This window comes from Segatella cerevisiae, from assembly GCF_024054555.1.
In the GTDB taxonomy this organism is placed as follows: Bacteria; Bacteroidota; Bacteroidia; order Bacteroidales; family Bacteroidaceae; genus Prevotella; species Prevotella cerevisiae.
Genome location: NZ_JAMXLY010000004.1, coordinates 40,242 through 57,982, shown reverse-complemented (window position 1 = coordinate 57,982; position 17,741 = coordinate 40,242). Strand labels below are relative to the sequence as shown.

Genomic DNA, 17,741 nt, shown 5'->3' with positions numbered 1-17,741 from the left:
TTTATCAAACAGAAAAATAGGTTTGATAAAGTGATCTAGAAGATACGAGTAAACCAACACGGACTGATATAACTAACGAGAAAAGATACCGATACAATAAGGGTATCACTTGATGCCCAGCCCGTCTTTGCAAATCCGAGAAAGAGTTTCAGTAATATTTTTTCTTGCCGTTTCCGGTTGTACTGCTTCTTCCAATCTAAGACCGGGAGGATTTATACATACGATGCGGGAAAAACCGGCAAGTTGTAGATCTGCTTCATCCTTTATTTGTCCGGCAATCAAAATGACGGGAATCTTCTGTTTCCGGGCCTGATTGAGAACCCCTACAGGTAACTTCCCCATCAAGGTCTGGTTATCTGACTTTCCCTCACCAGTAACGACGACATCCCTGTCTGCCAAAAGACTGTCGAAATGGAGGAGATGGAGCAATAAGTCAATGCCATTCTTTTTCTCTGCTCCAAGATACTGCATAAAGGCATATCCCAATCCCCCTGCAGCTCCTGCTCCGGGACGGGAAGAATCATCATGCCCATAATGGCGTGCCGACAATGCCGCAAAGGTCTTTGCGCGTCTTTCCAGTAACGGGATCATTTTATCAGTAGCTCCCTTTTGAGGACTGAAAACAATGGCTGCCCCTTGGTCTCCATATAGCGGATTGTCGACATCGCAGGCGAGAGTGAACTTCAAGTTCTTCAGAGGAACGGCATCAAAGCCTTTCCCCGATGCAAAATGATCCACCAGAGCTTTGAGCATTCCTATACCGCAATCGCTCGTCACACTTCCACCCAGACCGATGATAAAAGTATCGCAGCCTTTGTCTATCGCATGAGCCAAGACCTGGCCCACACCATAACTGGTCGCAAGAAGAGGATTGCGCAAATCCGGAGGAATGGATGACAGTCCGATGATACGGGCAGTCTCAATAATGGCGGTATTTCCTATCCGCCCATATTCCACCTCTATTCTCTGCAACATGGCATTGAACACCCGGATCCTCACCTTCGTGCCTCCTAATGCCGAAAGGAAAGCATCGAGCATCCCTTCTCCACCATCACTGACGGGGATACACTTGATGTCTGCTTCAGAGTTCACCCGTTTGATGCCTTCAGCTGCAGCCTCTTCAGCCTCAGCGGAAGTCAGGCAACCTTTAAAAGAATCAATGGCTAATAAATACTTCATTTCCCAAAGCTTTTTCCAAGACGGACTGTCCCAAAGGTGTACAGACACCACGTATGAAGACAAACACGCAACTGCGGAGGATTTCCTTCATACCGAATCTTTCAAAAAGCTGTTCTTCGCCGATTTTCTGACCGGTAATATTAGATATCTGAATCAAAAGATTATAATCGATATCTGACCTGAAATAGCCTTCCTTAATACCTTTTTGGAAAAAGCCATAAGCTTCTGACTGACTCTTCTGATGCTTCTCCTTGGTATACAGCAAGACCTTCTCATATTTGTGGAGATCGTCATAGAATATCGGATTGATATTCCCCGAATATTCCAAAAGGCAATGCGTAAATTCCACGAGGATATCTATGACACTATGTTCTTCGGATTCGGAGAATTGGGTCATATGATCAGAGAACTCATCCTCCTTCTCTTTGACACCGGCATAGAGAAGGCTCTCCTTATCAGCAAAAATCTCATAAAGAGTGCGCTTGGATATGGACATCATTCTGGCAATATCATCCATCTTTACAGCACGGATGCCTTTCGAGAAAAATGCCTGCATAGCCACTTTCAGGATCTTGTCCTTTAAATCAAGCCTATAAGAGGATGCCGCAATCATTTTAGAAGCATGTTTAACTTTTTCGTGACAAAGATACAAAAAAAAATCAAAAACCTATACCCATTATCAGGTTTTTCATTATCTTTGCAATAAAGATTGTCGGTTTCCCAACCGGTGATTAAGGTAAAAAAGAATAGATATAGTAAATCACTAATCAACCAACGTATTAATATGGTAAAAATTTCTAAAGAGGCTGCCTTGAATTATCATTCAGAAGGTCGTCCTGGAAAAATAGAAGTAAAGCCAACTAAACCCTATCGTACCCAAAACGACTTGAGCTTAGCTTATTCTCCTGGGGTTGCTTATCCGTGTCTCGAGATTCAAAAGAATCCTGAAGACGTCTACAAATATACGGATAAAGGTAACCTTGTTGCTGTCATCACAAACGGCACTGCCGTTTTAGGACTCGGCGATATCGGAGCCATGAGTGGCAAACCGGTAATGGAAGGCAAGGGTCTGTTGTTCAAAATCTACGGCGGAATTGACGTTTTCGATATTGAAATCAATGAAAAAGATCCGGAGAAATTCTGTGATACGGTTGAACGTATAGCTCCTACTTTCGGGGGTATCAACCTGGAAGATATTAAAGCGCCTCAATGTTTCTACATTGAAGAGCGCCTGAGAAAGACTCTGGATATTCCTGTCATGCACGACGACCAGCATGGTACGGCCATCATCTCTGCGGCAGGATTGAAAAATGCTTTGGAAGTTGCCGGCAAGAAGATCGATCAGGTCAAGATCGTTGTCAATGGTGCCGGTGCTGCCGCAATTAGTTGTACCAAACTCTATGTCGCCTTAGGTGCCAAGAAAGAAAATATTGTCATGCTCGATTCCAAAGGTGTGATCACCTCAGATCGGGACAACCTGACACCACAAAAGAAACTCTTTGCTACTGACCGCCGCGATGTCCATACTTTGGAAGAGGCTGTCAAAGGCGCTGATGTCTTCGTAGGACTGAGCAAGGGTAATGTACTCTCACAGGACATGGTCCGCTCGATGGCTCCGAAACCTATCGTCTTCGCACTTGCCAATCCTGTTCCCGAGATCTCCTATGAGGATGCTGCCGCTGCCCGCCCTGATGTATTGATCTCCACAGGTCGCAGTGACTATCCGAACCAGATCAACAACGTCATCGGATTCCCTTATATTTTCCGTGGCGCCTTGGATGTTCACGCAAGAGCAATCAATGAAGAAATGAAACTGGCTGCCGTCAATGCCATAGCTGAACTGGCTAAAAAACCTGTTCCTGATATTGTCAACGATGTCTACCATGTTCTGGACCTGACTTTCGGTCCTAAGTACTTCATTCCGAAACCGATCGATCCGAGACTGATCACTGAGGTCAGCGCAGCTGTTGCCAAGGCCGCTATGGACAGTGGCGTGGCTCGTAAGAAGATCACAGACTGGGATGCCTACAAGGAAAAACTCAAACAGTTGGTAGGCCAGGAAACCAAACTCACACAGACGCTGCATGCCACAGCTCGCCTGCATCCACAACGTGTCGTATTCGCCGAGGGAGGACATCCGACCACAATGAAGGCAGCCGTTCAGGCCAAACAGGAAGGATTCTGCCAACCTATCCTCTTAGGTAATCCTGACAGACTGAAACGTGTGGCAAGTCGCCTGAAACTTGATCTGACCGGTATTGATATTGTCGACATGCGTGCTGACAAAGAACAGGGACGCCGTGCTACTTACGCTAAGCATCTGGCTGAAAAGCGTGCGCGTCAAGGCTATACTTTCGAGGAAGCTTATGACAAGATGTACGAACGTAACTATTTCGGTATGTCTATGGTCGAGCAGGGCGATGCTGATGCTTTCATCACTGGATTGTATACGAAGTACAGCAACACTATCAAGGTGGCAAAAGAAGTGATCGGTGTCCGGAAACCTTACAAGACTTTCGGGACCATGCACATCCTGAGCACCAAGAAGGGAAAGTACTATATTGCAGATACATTGATCAACCGTCATCCCGATGAGCAAGTTTTGGCAGATATTGCCAGACTGAGTGCACATACGGTCCAATTTTTCAATGAAAAGCCTGTGATAGCAATGCTGAGTTACTCCAACTTTGGAACCGATGACATCGGCTCTCCGGTCAAAGTACATAATGCTGTGGAAGAGATGCAGACAGAATATCCTGATCTCGCCATTGACGGGGAAATGCAACTCAACTTCGCTCTCAACAACAAATTGAGGGATGAGAAATTTCCTTTCTCCAAATTAAAGGGCAAGACTGTCAATACGCTTGTATTCCCTGATCTGAGCAGTGCCAACTGCAGTTACAAACTGCTCCAGGGACTTGATCCTGACACCGAAATCATCGGGCCTATCCAAATGGGACTGAACAAGCCTATCCATTTCACGGATTTTGAAGCATCCGTCAGCGATGTCGTGAACATTACGGCAGTAGCTGTCATTGATGCTTACGTTGAAAAGATAAAAGACAAAAAGTAACGAAGGACATACTTCACTTTTTATCATTCTAAAAAGGTCTCCCGATTGATTTCGGGAGACCTTTTGTTTTTTATGATCCCATACATCTTTTGGATAAAACGATGATAAAGCCAAAATCAGAGGAAGTTTGTTCATTCATTGGGAAGCACATTATTGGTTTATAATGGTTCTATAATCTGACAATGCAAAGAAGTTTGACAAACTTTGGGTTTGACAGAAGGGAGTCCTTTGAAACATCGAGATACCTATTTCTTCTCACTATGCTTGTGTTTCTGACCAGCAAGACGTACTTTTTATAAATAGAAGCCCTTTTTGCAATCTACAGATATCTTCTTTCCGGAATGGTTTCTCTAAACATTAAATAAAAGTTAAAAAAGAGAGTTATTTCACGCTTTAGTAGAAAATAATGGTTTAAATATTTTGATATAAATCAAAAATACCTTATCTTTGTTACGTTATCCTGAAAACAATCTTTTTACCTTAAAAAAAACTAATACCTATTGAAGATTTGGAGCGGTCACCTGTGAAGGTCATCGCTTTTTTTATGCCCGTACATTCGGGTTTCCTTTTTAAAGGCATACCATTTCAATCAACACAAACAGCCATTGCTCTTTCTCAAAGCATACACCGATCAAATAAGTTGGAAAAAGAAAAAAAGAAAGATAAGACCAAATTTTTCTTTTCATAAATTCATATCTCACTTTCGAGAGACGGAGAACACCATCACACGTTTGACAGAATATGAAAAAGAAGTATATCCCGCATTTCCTGCAAAGCCGCCTCAGGTCAGAACAGGTTTGAAAGAAATAAATGGATTTCCAATGGAGTGTTCATGATAAATATGGAGGGAAGGCAAAATGTCACGATTTCATGACCGATCCTTTTTAATCTTCGATTCCTCTATCCTACAATCTTCTTTCCTCTATCTCAACATTTTCCGACACCAATAAAATCGATAAAAGAGAAGAAGAGTATAAGAATTACAATAATGCCCGTTTCAGAATAACAATTTGTTACGATTATTAAGCTTTAGAAGAAGAAATTCATATTTTTTTAAAAATATAAAGTAAAAATTTGGAGGTTATCAAAAAAACTATTATCTTTGCTACAGTTATCCTGAAAACAATCTTTTTACCTTAAAAAAACTAATACCTATTGAATATTTGGAGCGGTCACCTGTGAAGGTCATCGCTTTTTGTGTCTCTAGATGTCATGAAAAATAGAATCCATTCAAGTTCATTTCTTACGAAACTCCTTTAACATCTCTTTAGCCTATGACTGTAGCGACAATATGTCTGCGGCCACCCTCATTCCTGAATTCGCAAAGATAGATGCCCTGCCAGGTCCCAAGATTCAATCTGCCCTCAGTAATCGGTATATTCAGGCTGACACCGGTTAATACTGTTTTTGCATGGGCAGGCATATCATCATCACCTTCCAGCGTATGCAGATAATAGGGTTGACGTTCCCTGACCAGACGATCATAGATCTGTTCCAGATCAGCCCTGACGCTAGGATCCCAATTCTCACATACAGAAAGAGCACAACTTGTATGCTTGACAAACAAGTTCAAGAGTCCGGTCTCAGGAAGAGCAGGGAGTTGACTGACAACTTCATCAGTGATCAAATGGAATCCACGGTCATACTCCTTTAAAATCATTTCCTTCTGTCTTATCATCGTTCGATTGCCTCCATAAAATCTTCAGCCAGGTCCGGATATTAATAGCCAAGGCTCTCACCGACCAATAACACAATATGTCGCCCTGCAGGATGGGACAGCCGCTGTATAGCCATGTAATTGCAAATACTGTCTTTCGAGAGACAGTCATGACAAATACCATCCATCTGGCAAGGCGTCTTATAGTTGAATCGTGACATATTGATAGGCGCGGCAGTATGGCGGGCGCGCTTGACAGCTGAGTCGAGGTCAGAACAGATCTTATTGAGTCCCACGACGAGAAGCACATGTGTCGGTCCCCAGCACAAAGCAGCCACACGATTCCCATTACCATCAATATTCACGATGATCCCGTCTTCTGTCATTGCATTGACACTCGACAAATAATAATCACATTCAAAAGCCTTGCGGTAGATCTTGAGTTTTTCCTGAGGATCAGTGACGGCATCACGGTCATAGACCAGATAATTGCCCCTTTTCAGCATCTCCGTCAATCCTGTCGACCGGATCGTCAGTGATCCGCCCCACGTGATACTGCTCCCTTCAGGAATCAATTTCCCTGCCTGTTGCAATAAAGCCGATTGATTTTCACAATAGTAAGCCTCATAATGCCTTCTCTTGAGCGCATTGATCAATTTATTTGCCAACCGCTCATTGCGTATGGTCATCGCCTCATCCATATAGAAAAATGTTTAAAACCTTGCTTTTCCTGAAATTTCACCTTCCCTGTTTTCCGACATCATCAGTTCCCGATAAGGAGGAAAGACCTGCCAGAAAACAAAAAACCCTTGTAACAGATACCTGTCACAAAGGGCTGGAAGTAGTCGGTACGAGAATTGAACTCATATGCCAAGATTGAGAATCTTGTATCCTAACCATTAGATGAACCGACCTTGGTAGCATTCTTGAAACTCGCCTCGCTTCTATGCGGAAGGAGGGGGATTCGAACCCCCGGTACGAAAAACTCGCACGGCAGTTTAGCAAACTGCTGGTTTCAGCCACTCACCCATCCTTCCAGAAGGCTCGTTTCCGATTTGCCAGACTCGTTTCTTAAATGCGTCTGCAAAGGTACAATAAAGTTTTTAACCCTCCAAACTTTTATTAAAAATTTTCTGTTGCCCTCATCATTCTTCTAATATATACAAGGTGTAGAAAGGACAAGCGAAAAACTTACAAGGATTACGATGTACCCAAGACTTGACGATATAGAAATACCCCGGAAGGCCACACGCTTTCCGGGGTAAATCATCATTATCAAGAGAGCTTCCGCTCCTCAATGATAAAACTACCGAAAGTTACAAATCAACTTTCCGTTATTTCAGATTCAGACTTTTCTTGATGGCTTCGATCTTTCGCATACCTTCCTCGCTCAATGCTTCATAGTCTTTAGGCGAGTGCATGACACCTTTCACCTCAATATAGAATTTTATCTTGGGCTCAGTACCTGAAGGGCGGACGCTGACACGGGTCTCATCATCGCAGAACCACTGCAGCACATTGCTGGTAGCAGGCATATTGATATGCGAGACGCTCCCGTCAACTCCTTTAGCCAACAAGGAATTATAGTCCTTGACCAGTACGACCTTAGAGCCGCCGAGTTCTTTAGGAGGATTATTGCGGAAATCCGTCATCATCTGTTTGATCTCATCTGCTCCGGCCTTTCCGGGACGTTCCACGTTGACCGTAAACTCCTTTGAGAAGCCATACTCCATATAGATATCCATCAGGATGTCATAGAGAGACTCTCCCTTGTCTTTGGCGTAGGCGCAGATCTCTGCAAGCAAAGAGCAAGCACTCACGGCATCCTTGTCGCGGACGAAATCTTCAGCCAAGAAGCCATAACTCTCTTCACCGCCACCGATGTAATGCTGCATGCCTTCAGAATTTCTGATCTCACGTGCAATCCACTTGAAACCGGTATAGACATCCCTCATCTCGATGTGATTCTTCTCTGCGATCTTCCGGATCACTTCAGTTGTGACAATCGTCTTGACGATGAAATCTGTCGGTTTCAACAGACCCTTGGCCTTGCGGTTGGTGATGATGTACCAGAGGAAGATCAGGGTGGTCTGATTACCGTTGATAAGCACCCACTCTCCCTTGTCGTTCTTGCAAGCCATACCGACACGATCGGCATCAGGATCACTTGCCATCAGGATATCTGCATCCAAAGCTTTGGCATCCCGCAGTCCCAGGGTCAGAGCCTCGGCAAACTCAGGGTTAGGACGGACGACAGTCGGGAAATTGCCGTCTTTGACCATCTGTTCCTTGACACAATGAACATTATCGAATCCCCAGAATTTCAAAGAGCGGGGGATCATCGTCATACCCGTTCCGTGAAGAGGCGTATAGACGATCTTCAGATCATGCTGCTTCTTGATTACCTCAGGGTCAATGGAAAGGCGTTTGATCTCATCGAGATAAGGACGGTCGACATCGTCTCCGATCATCTGGATCAGCGCTTTGTTGCCCTTGAACTTCACATCCTCCACACTGACCTTGCCAACTTCATCAATGATACCCGTATCATGAGGGGTCAGCACCTGAGCGCCATCTTCCCAATAAGCCTTGTAGCCATTATATTCCTTGGGATTGTGGCTGGCGGTAATGTTCACACCGGCCTGAGCCTTGAAGTATCTGATGGCATAAGAACATTCAGGAGTCGGCCGCATCTCTTCAAACAGATAGACTTTAATGCCATTTGCAGAAAAGATATCGGCAACCGTTTTGGAGAATAGATCACTGTTGTTACGACAGTCATAACAAACAACTACAGAAATCTGCTTTTTGTCCGTGAAGCATTTCTTCAAGTAATTGGCAAAACCTTGAGTAGCCATTCCCACCGTATAGATATTCATCCGATTCGTGCCGGCGCCCATAATGCCGCGAAGACCACCCGTACCGAATTCCAAATCTTTGTAGAAACTCTCCACGAGTTCAGTCTTATCCTTTGCATCAAGTTTGGCTTGAACCTCTTTACGGGTTTTCTCATCAAAATCAGGAGACAACCACTTTTTAGCCTTTGCTTCACATTGAGCGACTAATTCTGCGTTATTAACCATAATATTAAATTTTATAATATATTACTACTAGGCAAAGATAGTAATAAAATTTGTCTTAGGAGACTTTTATAAGATTAAATTTTATTGCAATAACCACTTTTTTTAGTTGTAAACTTATCTTTTGCTTGTGGCTTCACAAACCTCGCCATGATCTTCAATTGTCCTATAAACGGAGTACGACTCAAACAAACGAGCTTAAGATGAGATTGATAGGCGTGTCTTTCCCAAGACAACAGTCTTTCAATAGTGGACCCGAACCGGGCAGGTCGAAAGTCTTTGCCCCCAACCGGCATTGTCCCGAGGAGCCGGACGCCCACCACGGCAACATCAGGCAGTTCAATCCTATCAAAGAATACCGTCCAAGACCACGGATGACCACATTATTATAATGAGAACTTTTTATGAGATGAAATTTTATCATAAAATCATTTTATCAGATTATTTTTCTTAAATTTGCAGGACAAGAAAACAAAAGAAAGGAATTTAAGGATGTATTTCACAGGTATCGTCATTGCCCTATTGACATTTTTCATCATCGGCATCTTCCACCCTATAGTGATCAAAACAGAATATTATCTTGGGACACGCCCTTGGATCATTTTCATGATTTGCGGGATCATCTGCATCATTGCATCCCTACTTGTAAAGGCTGTCATCGCCTCTTCCATCCTCGGAATACTCGGGGCTAGTTTGCTGTGGTCCATAGGAGAACTCTTCAGCCAAAAGAAAAGAGTTGAAAAGGGCTGGTTTCCGATGAACCCCAAGAGAAAGGACAAATACAATATAGAGAATCCCAAGCAACCCTCTGACCATTCAGATCGATAAGCGTGGAGATCGGGAAATGAAAACCTTACTGATTGTCATGGGTAAAACCACTGACAAACATTTCATCGCGGGAATTGAGGACTATATAGGACGGATAAAGCATTATCTGCCCTTTCAATTCGTGATCATTTCTGAAATCAAAGACACCCGAAATCTTTCGGAAGACCAGCAAAAGGTGCAGGAAGGCGAACTCATTCTGAAGCACTTGCAGGTCTCTGACACTGTGGTGCTCTTGGACGAGCACGGGGCAGAATACAGAAGTGTCGAATATGCCAAATGGCTCCAAAAGAAGATGAATACCGTCAAGCGCCTCGTCTTTATTATCGGTGGAGCTTACGGCTTCTCTCAACCTGTGTATCAGAGGGCCAACGAACTCATATCCCTTTCCAAGATGACGTTCTCCCATCAGATGGTCCGACTCATTTTCGTAGAACAACTCTACAGGGCCTGCACGATCATCAAGGGTGAACCTTATCATCATGAGTAATTCCAAGTCTTGAAATCTGTGAATATCCAGTATCAAACTTATATATAAGCTGTTCAATAGAAACATTATGTCAGAAGAAAAATATATCACCATAAAAGGTGCAAGGGTCAATAACTTAAAGAACATCAGTCTGAAAATACCCCGCAACCAATTCATCGTCATTGCAGGCGTTTCCGGTTCAGGGAAATCATCCTTGGCTTTTGATACGCTCTACGCTGAAGGGCAGCGGCGGTATGTGGAAAGCCTTTCCAGTTATGCCCGCCAGTTTTTAGGCAGGATGAAAAAACCGGAATGTGATTTCATCAAGGGCCTGCCTCCTGCCATAGCCATAGAACAGAAAGTCATCGCGAGGAACCCGAGAAGTACTGTCGGCACATCTACCGAGATCTACGAATATCTCCGCCTTCTCTTTGCCCGCATCGGCAAGACCTACTCTCCTGTCAGCGGACAGGAAGTCAAGAAGCATACGGCGGAAGATGTCATCGAACAGATGAAGAAGTTCAGTGAGGGCACCAAATTTGTTGTCATGTCTCCTTTGCATGTTGTCGAAGGACGGACGATCCAGAAACAACTTGAGATGTATGTGCAGGAAGGCTATTCTCGTATATTCACGAAAGATGCCTTCATGCGCATCGAAGACTTCCTCGAGAAATACCCTAATGAGAATTTAAAACCTGAGGACATCTATCTTGTCATTGACAGGATGTCTGTCTCTCAGGAAAAAGATGCGGTCAGCAGACTGACGGACTCTTGCGAAACAGCTTTCTACGAAGGTGACGGATATATGCAGATCATGATCCTCCCTTCCAAACAAGTATTCAAGTTTTCCACCCGTTTTGAAGCTGACGGCATGCAGTTTGAAGAACCGACAGAAAACCTGTTCTCCTTCAATTCCCCTTTGGGCGCCTGCCCTACCTGTGAAGGGTTCGGCAGCATATTGGGAATTGACGAGCGGCTGGTCATTCCCAATTCCACTCTAAGTGTCTATGACGGCTGCGTACAATGCTGGCACGGTGACAAGATGAGTATCTGGCAGAAAGAATTTGTCCGCAGGTCGGCCAAGGACAATTTCCCTATATTAAAACCTTATTACCAATTATCGAGGAAAGAAAAGGATATGCTTTGGCACGGTCTGCCCTCAGAGAAAAATCTGGACATCCATGACCAGGTCAGCATTGATTCCTTTTTCCAGATGGTCAAGGAGAACCAATACAAGATCCAGTACCGCGTCATGATGAGCAGGTATCGTGGCAAGACGGTCTGTCCGACCTGTCATGGCACGAGATTGAAGAAAGAGGCGACTTACGTCAAGATCAACGGCAGGAGCATCACTGATCTGGTCGAAATGCCGATATGGGATCTGAAGACCTGGTTTGACCGTCTCCAACTTGATGAGCATGATGGCAAAATCGCCAAGCGCCTGCTCGTGGAAATCAACAACCGCCTCGAATTTCTGATAGAAGTGGGATTGGGCTACCTGACCCTCAACCGTCGTTCGAACACGCTGTCCGGAGGTGAGAGCCAACGTATCAATCTAACAACATCCTTGGGCAGTTCGCTCGTCGGGAGTCTGTATATCCTGGACGAACCCAGCATCGGACTCCATCCGCGAGATACAGACCGCCTGATCAAGGTCTTGAAAGAACTCCAGAGTTTGGGCAACACGGTTATTGTCGTCGAACATGACGAAGAGATCATACGTGCTGCCGACGAACTGATTGACATTGGACCTGACGCAGGAAGACTTGGTGGAGAGTTGGTTTTCCAAGGTCCGATGAATGAAATCAACGCAGCCCAAGGCAACCGGCAACTGAGTCAAAAACTCCTGGAAAAATTCCCGAGAAGTTATACCATCAAATTCCTCACAGGTGCAGAGAGCATTCCCATCCCCACTTCGAGACGGCAATGGAACAGATCCATCCTCCTGAAAGGCTGCAGGATGAACAATCTGAAAGGCATAGACGTCAGATTTCCGCTGAATGTACTGACTGTCATTACAGGTGTGTCAGGCTCCGGCAAGAGTTCTCTCGTGAAGGGGATCCTCTACCCGGCCATGAAGCGCCATCTTGATGAAGTCTGCGATGCCCCCGGCGAGTATCTTGCCATGGAAGGTGACTGGCAGCAAATCAAGCATGTGGAGTTTGTCGATCAGAACCCCATAGGGAAAAGTACGAGAAGTAACCCGGCAACCTACGTCAAGGCATACGATGCCATCAGGGAGTTGTTCGCGGAGCAGCCTTTGGCCAAACAGATGGGATTCTCACCCCAATATTTCAGTTTCAACACTGATGGAGGCCGGTGTGAAGTGTGTAAGGGTGCCGGTGTCATCACTGTTGAGATGCAGTTCATGGCTGACCTGACCCTTGAGTGTGAGGCCTGTCACGGCCAGAGATTCAAACATGATATTCTGGAGGTCAGATACCACGAGAAGAACATCAATGATGTCCTCAACATGACCGTAAGTGAAGCAATCGACTTCTTCGGGAAATACAAGGAGAAAACGATCACGGACAGATTGAAACCGCTTCAGGATGTCGGATTGGGATATATCAAACTCGGCCAGAACTCTTCTACCCTTTCTGGAGGTGAAAATCAACGTGTCAAACTCGCTTATTTCATAGGACAAGAACAAGCTGAACCGACGCTGTTCATATTCGATGAACCGACTACCGGACTGCATTTTCATGATATCAAGCGTTTGCTGGCTGCCTTTGACGCCCTCATTGACAGGGGCCACACCGTCCTCGTCATTGAGCATAATCTGGACGTCATCAAATGTGCCGATTATATCATTGACCTGGGGCCTGAAGGCGGAAACAAGGGCGGCAATCTCGTCGCTACCGGTACTCCGGAAGAAATAGAGAAGAGTAAAGACAGTATTACAGGCACCTTCCTGAAAAAGAAATTCGAATCTGATCATAAATCCATGCAGAAGGGATAACCCCGCTCTCAAGATGCCTGAATAAGCCATCGGATCGTCCGCACAGACGATAGCCAAATTCGAGGCTAAGGTCATTTTTCCTGATATTTATTTTCAGAAAAGACTTTTTTTTGATAATTTTGCGACGTCATCTTATTAAGATATTAGAAACTGAAGCAATTCAAACATATTATAAATACAGTCATCTGGACCATTATCGGACTCTTCGTCCTCCTGATTATTCTGCTCCATCTCCCTCCTGTTCAGAATTTCTTAGGAACAAGGGTGGCTGATGCCCTAGGGGAGAAATTCGGAACGAAGGCCCAGGTAGGCAGAGTCGACCTGGGATTTTTCAACCGTCTGATTCTGGATGATGTTTCTTTATGGGACCAAAAAGGCGACTCGATGCTCTCTGCCTCCCGCTTGGCAGCAAAGGTCGATCTGTTGGCTCTCACAAAGGGGCGGATCATCATTTCCTCTGCCCAAGTCTTCGGTCTAAAAGCCTGTCTATACCAACAGACGGCAAAGTCCAAACCCAATTACCAGTTTGTCCTGGACTCTTTGGCAGCCCATCCCAGTAAAAAGAAAACCTCCCTTGACCTTCAATTGAACAGTTTGATCATCCGCCATGGAGAGATCAAGTACGACCAAAGGGACATCGCCCCTTCCGAGACATTCAATGTCCACCATCTCCACATCACGGACTTCAGCAGCCATATCATCCTCAATCGCCTGACCGATCATAGCATTGATCTCAATATCAAGAAACTGTTTCTTCACGAAGGCAGCGGACTCAACCTGAAACAACTCCAGTTCAGATTGGTGGCAGATCAAAGACACGCTCGCTTAGAAAACTTCAAAATGGCACTTCCCGGTACCGAACTGGCACTGGGGCCACTGCGTCTGACCTATACCACAACTGCCAAAAAGTTGAATCCCTCATCCCTGAGGTATCAAGGTCATATACTTCCGTCGAAGGTCACTCTTTCAGACTTTTCTTTCCTTGCGCTCCCGTTACGGAAATTCGTCAATCCGATTTTCCTTAGTACCACTTTTAGGGGAACAACCTCAAGTTTGAGAATCAGAGGATTGGATCTCCGGGCAGCAACAGGCAGCCTCAATCTGAAAGCCGACGCTGCCTTCAAGGGAAAAGGCAAACAGTTACGCTGGCAGGCACGTATCGATCACTTGTATCTGAGAAGAGACGGCATGCAACTGCTGTTGGACAACATGGGCGCGAAATTGCATATTCCGAGATCAGTCAACAGATTGGGGACTATCAGTTTCAGAGGTTTCTTAGGGGGCAACGCCCGGAGAGCGTTTGTCAATGGCACCATCAGCAGTGAGGTCGGTCATGCCGTACTGGCAGTCAGGAAAGACGGGAGGGACTTCACCGCCAGGATCAAGGCGCAGGAAGTCAACTTAAGGCGTATCCTTGCAGACAATCAATTCGGGATAGTGACGGGATACATCAATGCATCCGGCAATATTCCTGCCAAGGGTATTCCTGAACTCGTCGCCAAAGGTACAATCGACAGATTTGACTACAAAGGGTATTCTTACCGGAATATCATCATAGACGGCAACATCCACCATCACACCATTTCTGGAACAGGAAAGATCAACGACCAAAGTATCAGTTTGAACGTAAACGGCAACTTCGGTATAGACCAAGGCAAATATAATATCAAGGCTGACATTGCCAAGATCTCACCACTCATATTGAAGAAATGGACAGGGATCACTAAAAACTACACGTTCAGGGATATTCATATAGAGGCAGAAAAACAGGGCAGGAATTCCAATCTGAACATCACTACTCCTGAGATCCAGGCACATCTGAACGGAATCTACAACTATTCCACACTTCTGCAAAGCGCACAACAGTTGCTTGCCGACAAACTCCCCACATTACCGGGTTTGAAAAGTGTCTCAGGAAAGAGGAACAACAGTTTTTCCTTTGATGTTGCCGTCAAGGGTACAGACATGATCAAGAAATTGTTCGGGATACCACTGGACCTGAATACGACGACAGACATCAGAGGCAGAATCAGTGACTTTAGCAAGACGGCTGATATAGACGTCAACATACCCGGATTCACGTATGACGGCGTCAAATACCGCCAAGGGGCCATCCGCCTTTCGACACCCAATGATACGATGAAAGTGGATGCCAACTTGTGTGCCGAGAACGGGAATTGCTTCGATGTCCGTGCCTCTGCTGCACACAACCGCCTTTCTACTGCCCTCCTCTTCGACAACCACTCTCCCAAACTCCATATCCGGGGCAATATCCTCTCGCGGACACAGTTCTTCAAGAATCTTGCCGGTCAGAATACGGCACATATAGAAGTGATGCCGAGTGAATTTGTCATCGGAGACTCTATCTGGAAGGTTCAGTCCGGAGATATTTATTATCGGAAGAACCATCTCGATGTCGATCATTTCTCTTTCGGGCACCAGAATCAACATGCGATCATCAACGGTACCGCAACCCCCTCCTCGAACGATTCTCTGATGGTCGATCTGAAGGACATTGACATCAGTTACCTTCTGAACCTGGTCAATTTCCACGCTGTCGAATTTACGGGCAAGGCTTCAGGCAGAGTCCGCCTGGCAGCGCTCTTCAGCAAGCAACCGGATTTTTCTTCAAATCTGAGCATCGCCAACTTCAAGTTCCAGCAAGGGGAAATGGGGACGCTCTTCGCCCACGTCAACTACAATCAGACCAAGGAACAGATTGACATCCGCTCTATTGCCAAAGACGGACCGGGCATCAACACCCTCATCAACGGCTATGTCTCTCCCAAGCATAATCGCCTGGATCTGGATATACAGGCGCAGGATACGAAACTGCAGTTTCTCAAGAGTTTCTGCGGCTCTTTCATGAATAACATAGAGGCTTGGGGCAATGGGACATTGCACGTGGGCGGCCCGCTCAACAACCTCAATTTGACAGGAGATCTCATCGGCCACGGCAAGGTGCATATCATCCCCACCAATGTGGACTACTCCTTCAAGCAGCTTGTCCTGCATGCCATCCCCAATGAGATCCAGTTTCCCGGTGATTCCCTGCGTGACCGTAAAGGCAATCTGGGCATTCTCTCGGGTGCCATCCATCACAAGCACCTGACCAATCTGAGTTTTGACTTTGGCATCGAAGGCCGAAAACTCCTCGCCTATGATACGCACGAATTTGCAGACAACTCTTTCTACGGGACGGTATACGTGACTGGCAACTGTGGCATCCATGGAAAAAGCGGGGACGTCTCCTTCGATATCAACGTGACCCCGGAGCAAGGTTCACAAATCGTCTATAACGCTGCCAGTCCTGATGCCGTGAACAACGAATCCTTTATCCACTGGCACGATGCTTCCAAAGACACCCTGAAGTTAAACGCCATAGCCCAGCACCGGGATGGAAAGGACAATCCCAGAGAAGACATCCCCACAGACCTGCATTTCAATTTTGTAGTCAATACGAACCAGAACCTGACGCTCAAACTCCTGCTGGACAACCAGTCCGATGACTATATCACACTCAATGGAGACGGTCTGATACGTGCGAGTTATTTCAACAAAGGCAACCTTCAGATGTTCGGCAACTATGTTGTAGACCACGGCATTTACACGCTGACCATCCAAAATATCATCAAGAAAGACTTCCTCTTCCAACAAGGAGGAACGATAGCTTTTAACGGTGACCCCTATCGCTCGGCACTCAACTTGCAGGCTATATATGTAGTCAATGGCGTCAGTCTCTCAGATCTGAACATCGGCAAGAGTTTTTCCTCAAATAATATCAGGGTCGATTGTGTGATGGACATTACCGGTACACCAGAAGAACCGAAAGCCAGTTTCTCCCTGAATATGCCGACGTTGAACAGTGAAGCCCGGCAGATGGTCTATTCCCTTCTGAACAGCGAAGAGAACATGAACCAACAAGTGCTCTACCTCCTGGCTGTCGGCCGTTTCTATAATGAAGGCAACAACAACGCTGACGTCGAGAATCCGGAACAACAGAAACAGACGTCCCTCGCCATGCAGAGTTTGCTCAGCGGTACCATCAGCCAACAGTTGAATCAGGTGCTTTCCACAGTCATCAACAATTCCAATTGGAATTTCGGGGCAAACATTTCTACGGGTAATGAAGGGTTCTACAACGCAGAGTATGAAGGTCTGCTCAGCGGCCGAATGTTCAATAACCGACTCCAGTTCAACGGTCAATTCGGCTATCGGGACAAAGCCAACACAAATACTAGTTTTATAGGAGATTTTGATATCCGTTATCTACTCATTCCCAGCGGGAATATCGCCCTGAGGATCTACAACCAGGCAAATGACCGGTATTTTACCAAAAACAGCCTGAACACTCAGGGTATCGGGTTTATCCTCAAGAAAGACTTTAATGGAATCAGAGATCTTCTGGGCATCAAGAAAAAGAAAAAGAAGGAATCTCCAAAGGCCACAGACTCAGTGCCTTCCACAATCCGGAAGACAACTGATGACCGTTGAAT

11 protein-coding genes and 2 tRNA genes are annotated in these 17,741 nt (G+C 45.5%); 5 read left to right on the top strand and 8 right to left on the bottom strand.

Annotation, left to right across the window (positions count from 1 at the left end; all coding sequences use genetic code 11):
* Positions 1-105 precede the first annotated feature (105 nt).
* Both NG821_RS01925 and NG821_RS01920 read right to left on the bottom strand, forming a co-directional pair.
* Entirely contained in the window at positions 106-1,179 is a 1,074-nt protein-coding gene (locus tag NG821_RS01925; RefSeq protein WP_252759972.1) for a glycerate kinase family protein, read from the bottom strand.
* Positions 1,157-1,792, bottom strand: a complete 636-nt coding sequence (locus NG821_RS01920; protein WP_252759971.1) for a TetR/AcrR family transcriptional regulator — start codon at positions 1,790-1,792, stop codon at positions 1,157-1,159. The genes NG821_RS01925 and NG821_RS01920 overlap by 23 nt, the downstream gene beginning before the upstream one ends.
* 171 nt (positions 1,793-1,963) lie before the next feature.
* On the opposite strand from NG821_RS01920, the gene NG821_RS01915 reads away from it, so the two are divergent.
* Positions 1,964-4,252 carry an NADP-dependent malic enzyme gene (locus NG821_RS01915; protein WP_252759970.1) on the top strand — a complete coding sequence of 763 codons (2,289 nt, stop codon included), beginning with the start codon at positions 1,964-1,966 and terminating at the stop codon, positions 4,250-4,252.
* Between the two features lie 1,267 nt (positions 4,253-5,519).
* Here NG821_RS01915 and NG821_RS01910 read toward each other — a convergent pair.
* The 6 genes from NG821_RS01910 to NG821_RS01885 form a co-directional block, all read right to left on the bottom strand.
* Entirely contained in the window at positions 5,520-5,930 is a 411-nt protein-coding gene (locus tag NG821_RS01910; protein WP_252759969.1) for a secondary thiamine-phosphate synthase enzyme YjbQ, read from the bottom strand.
* 41 nt (positions 5,931-5,971) lie between these two features.
* Positions 5,972-6,610: a lactate utilization protein gene (locus NG821_RS01905; protein ID WP_252759968.1), complete on the bottom strand. Its 639-nt coding sequence runs from the start codon at positions 6,608-6,610 to the stop codon at positions 5,972-5,974.
* A gap of 141 nt (positions 6,611-6,751) precedes the next feature.
* A tRNA-Glu gene (locus NG821_RS01900) sits at positions 6,752-6,823 on the bottom strand.
* 35 nt (positions 6,824-6,858) lie between these two features.
* Positions 6,859-6,946, bottom strand: a tRNA-Ser gene (locus NG821_RS01895).
* 297 nt (positions 6,947-7,243) lie between these two features.
* On the bottom strand, positions 7,244-8,992 hold the full coding sequence (locus tag NG821_RS01890) for a phospho-sugar mutase (RefSeq protein WP_252759967.1): 1,749 nt from the start codon (positions 8,990-8,992) through the stop codon (positions 7,244-7,246).
* A gap of 181 nt (positions 8,993-9,173) precedes the next feature.
* Positions 9,174-9,413: a hypothetical protein gene (locus NG821_RS01885; RefSeq protein ID WP_252759966.1), complete on the bottom strand. Its 240-nt coding sequence runs from the start codon at positions 9,411-9,413 to the stop codon at positions 9,174-9,176.
* A 68-nt stretch (positions 9,414-9,481) separates the two neighbouring features.
* Between NG821_RS01885 and NG821_RS01880 the strand changes: the two genes are divergently transcribed.
* The 4 genes from NG821_RS01880 (at position 9,482) to NG821_RS01865 (ending at position 17,739) form a co-directional block, all read left to right on the top strand.
* Positions 9,482-9,817: a DUF4491 family protein gene (locus NG821_RS01880; RefSeq protein ID WP_252759965.1), complete on the top strand. Its 336-nt coding sequence runs from the start codon at positions 9,482-9,484 to the stop codon at positions 9,815-9,817.
* Between the two features lie 16 nt (positions 9,818-9,833).
* A complete protein-coding gene (gene rlmH / locus NG821_RS01875) occupies positions 9,834-10,304 on the top strand; it encodes a 23S rRNA (pseudouridine(1915)-N(3))-methyltransferase RlmH (protein ID WP_252759964.1) in 471 nt (156 codons plus the stop codon).
* A 67-nt stretch (positions 10,305-10,371) separates the two neighbouring features.
* Positions 10,372-13,245, top strand: coding sequence for an excinuclease ABC subunit UvrA (uvrA, locus tag NG821_RS01870; protein WP_252759963.1), 2,874 nt, complete (start codon positions 10,372-10,374; stop codon positions 13,243-13,245).
* Between the two features lie 264 nt (positions 13,246-13,509).
* A complete protein-coding gene (locus NG821_RS01865) occupies positions 13,510-17,739 on the top strand; it encodes a translocation/assembly module TamB domain-containing protein (RefSeq protein ID WP_252759962.1) in 4,230 nt (1,409 codons plus the stop codon).
* The last annotated feature ends 2 nt before the right edge of the window (positions 17,740-17,741 follow it).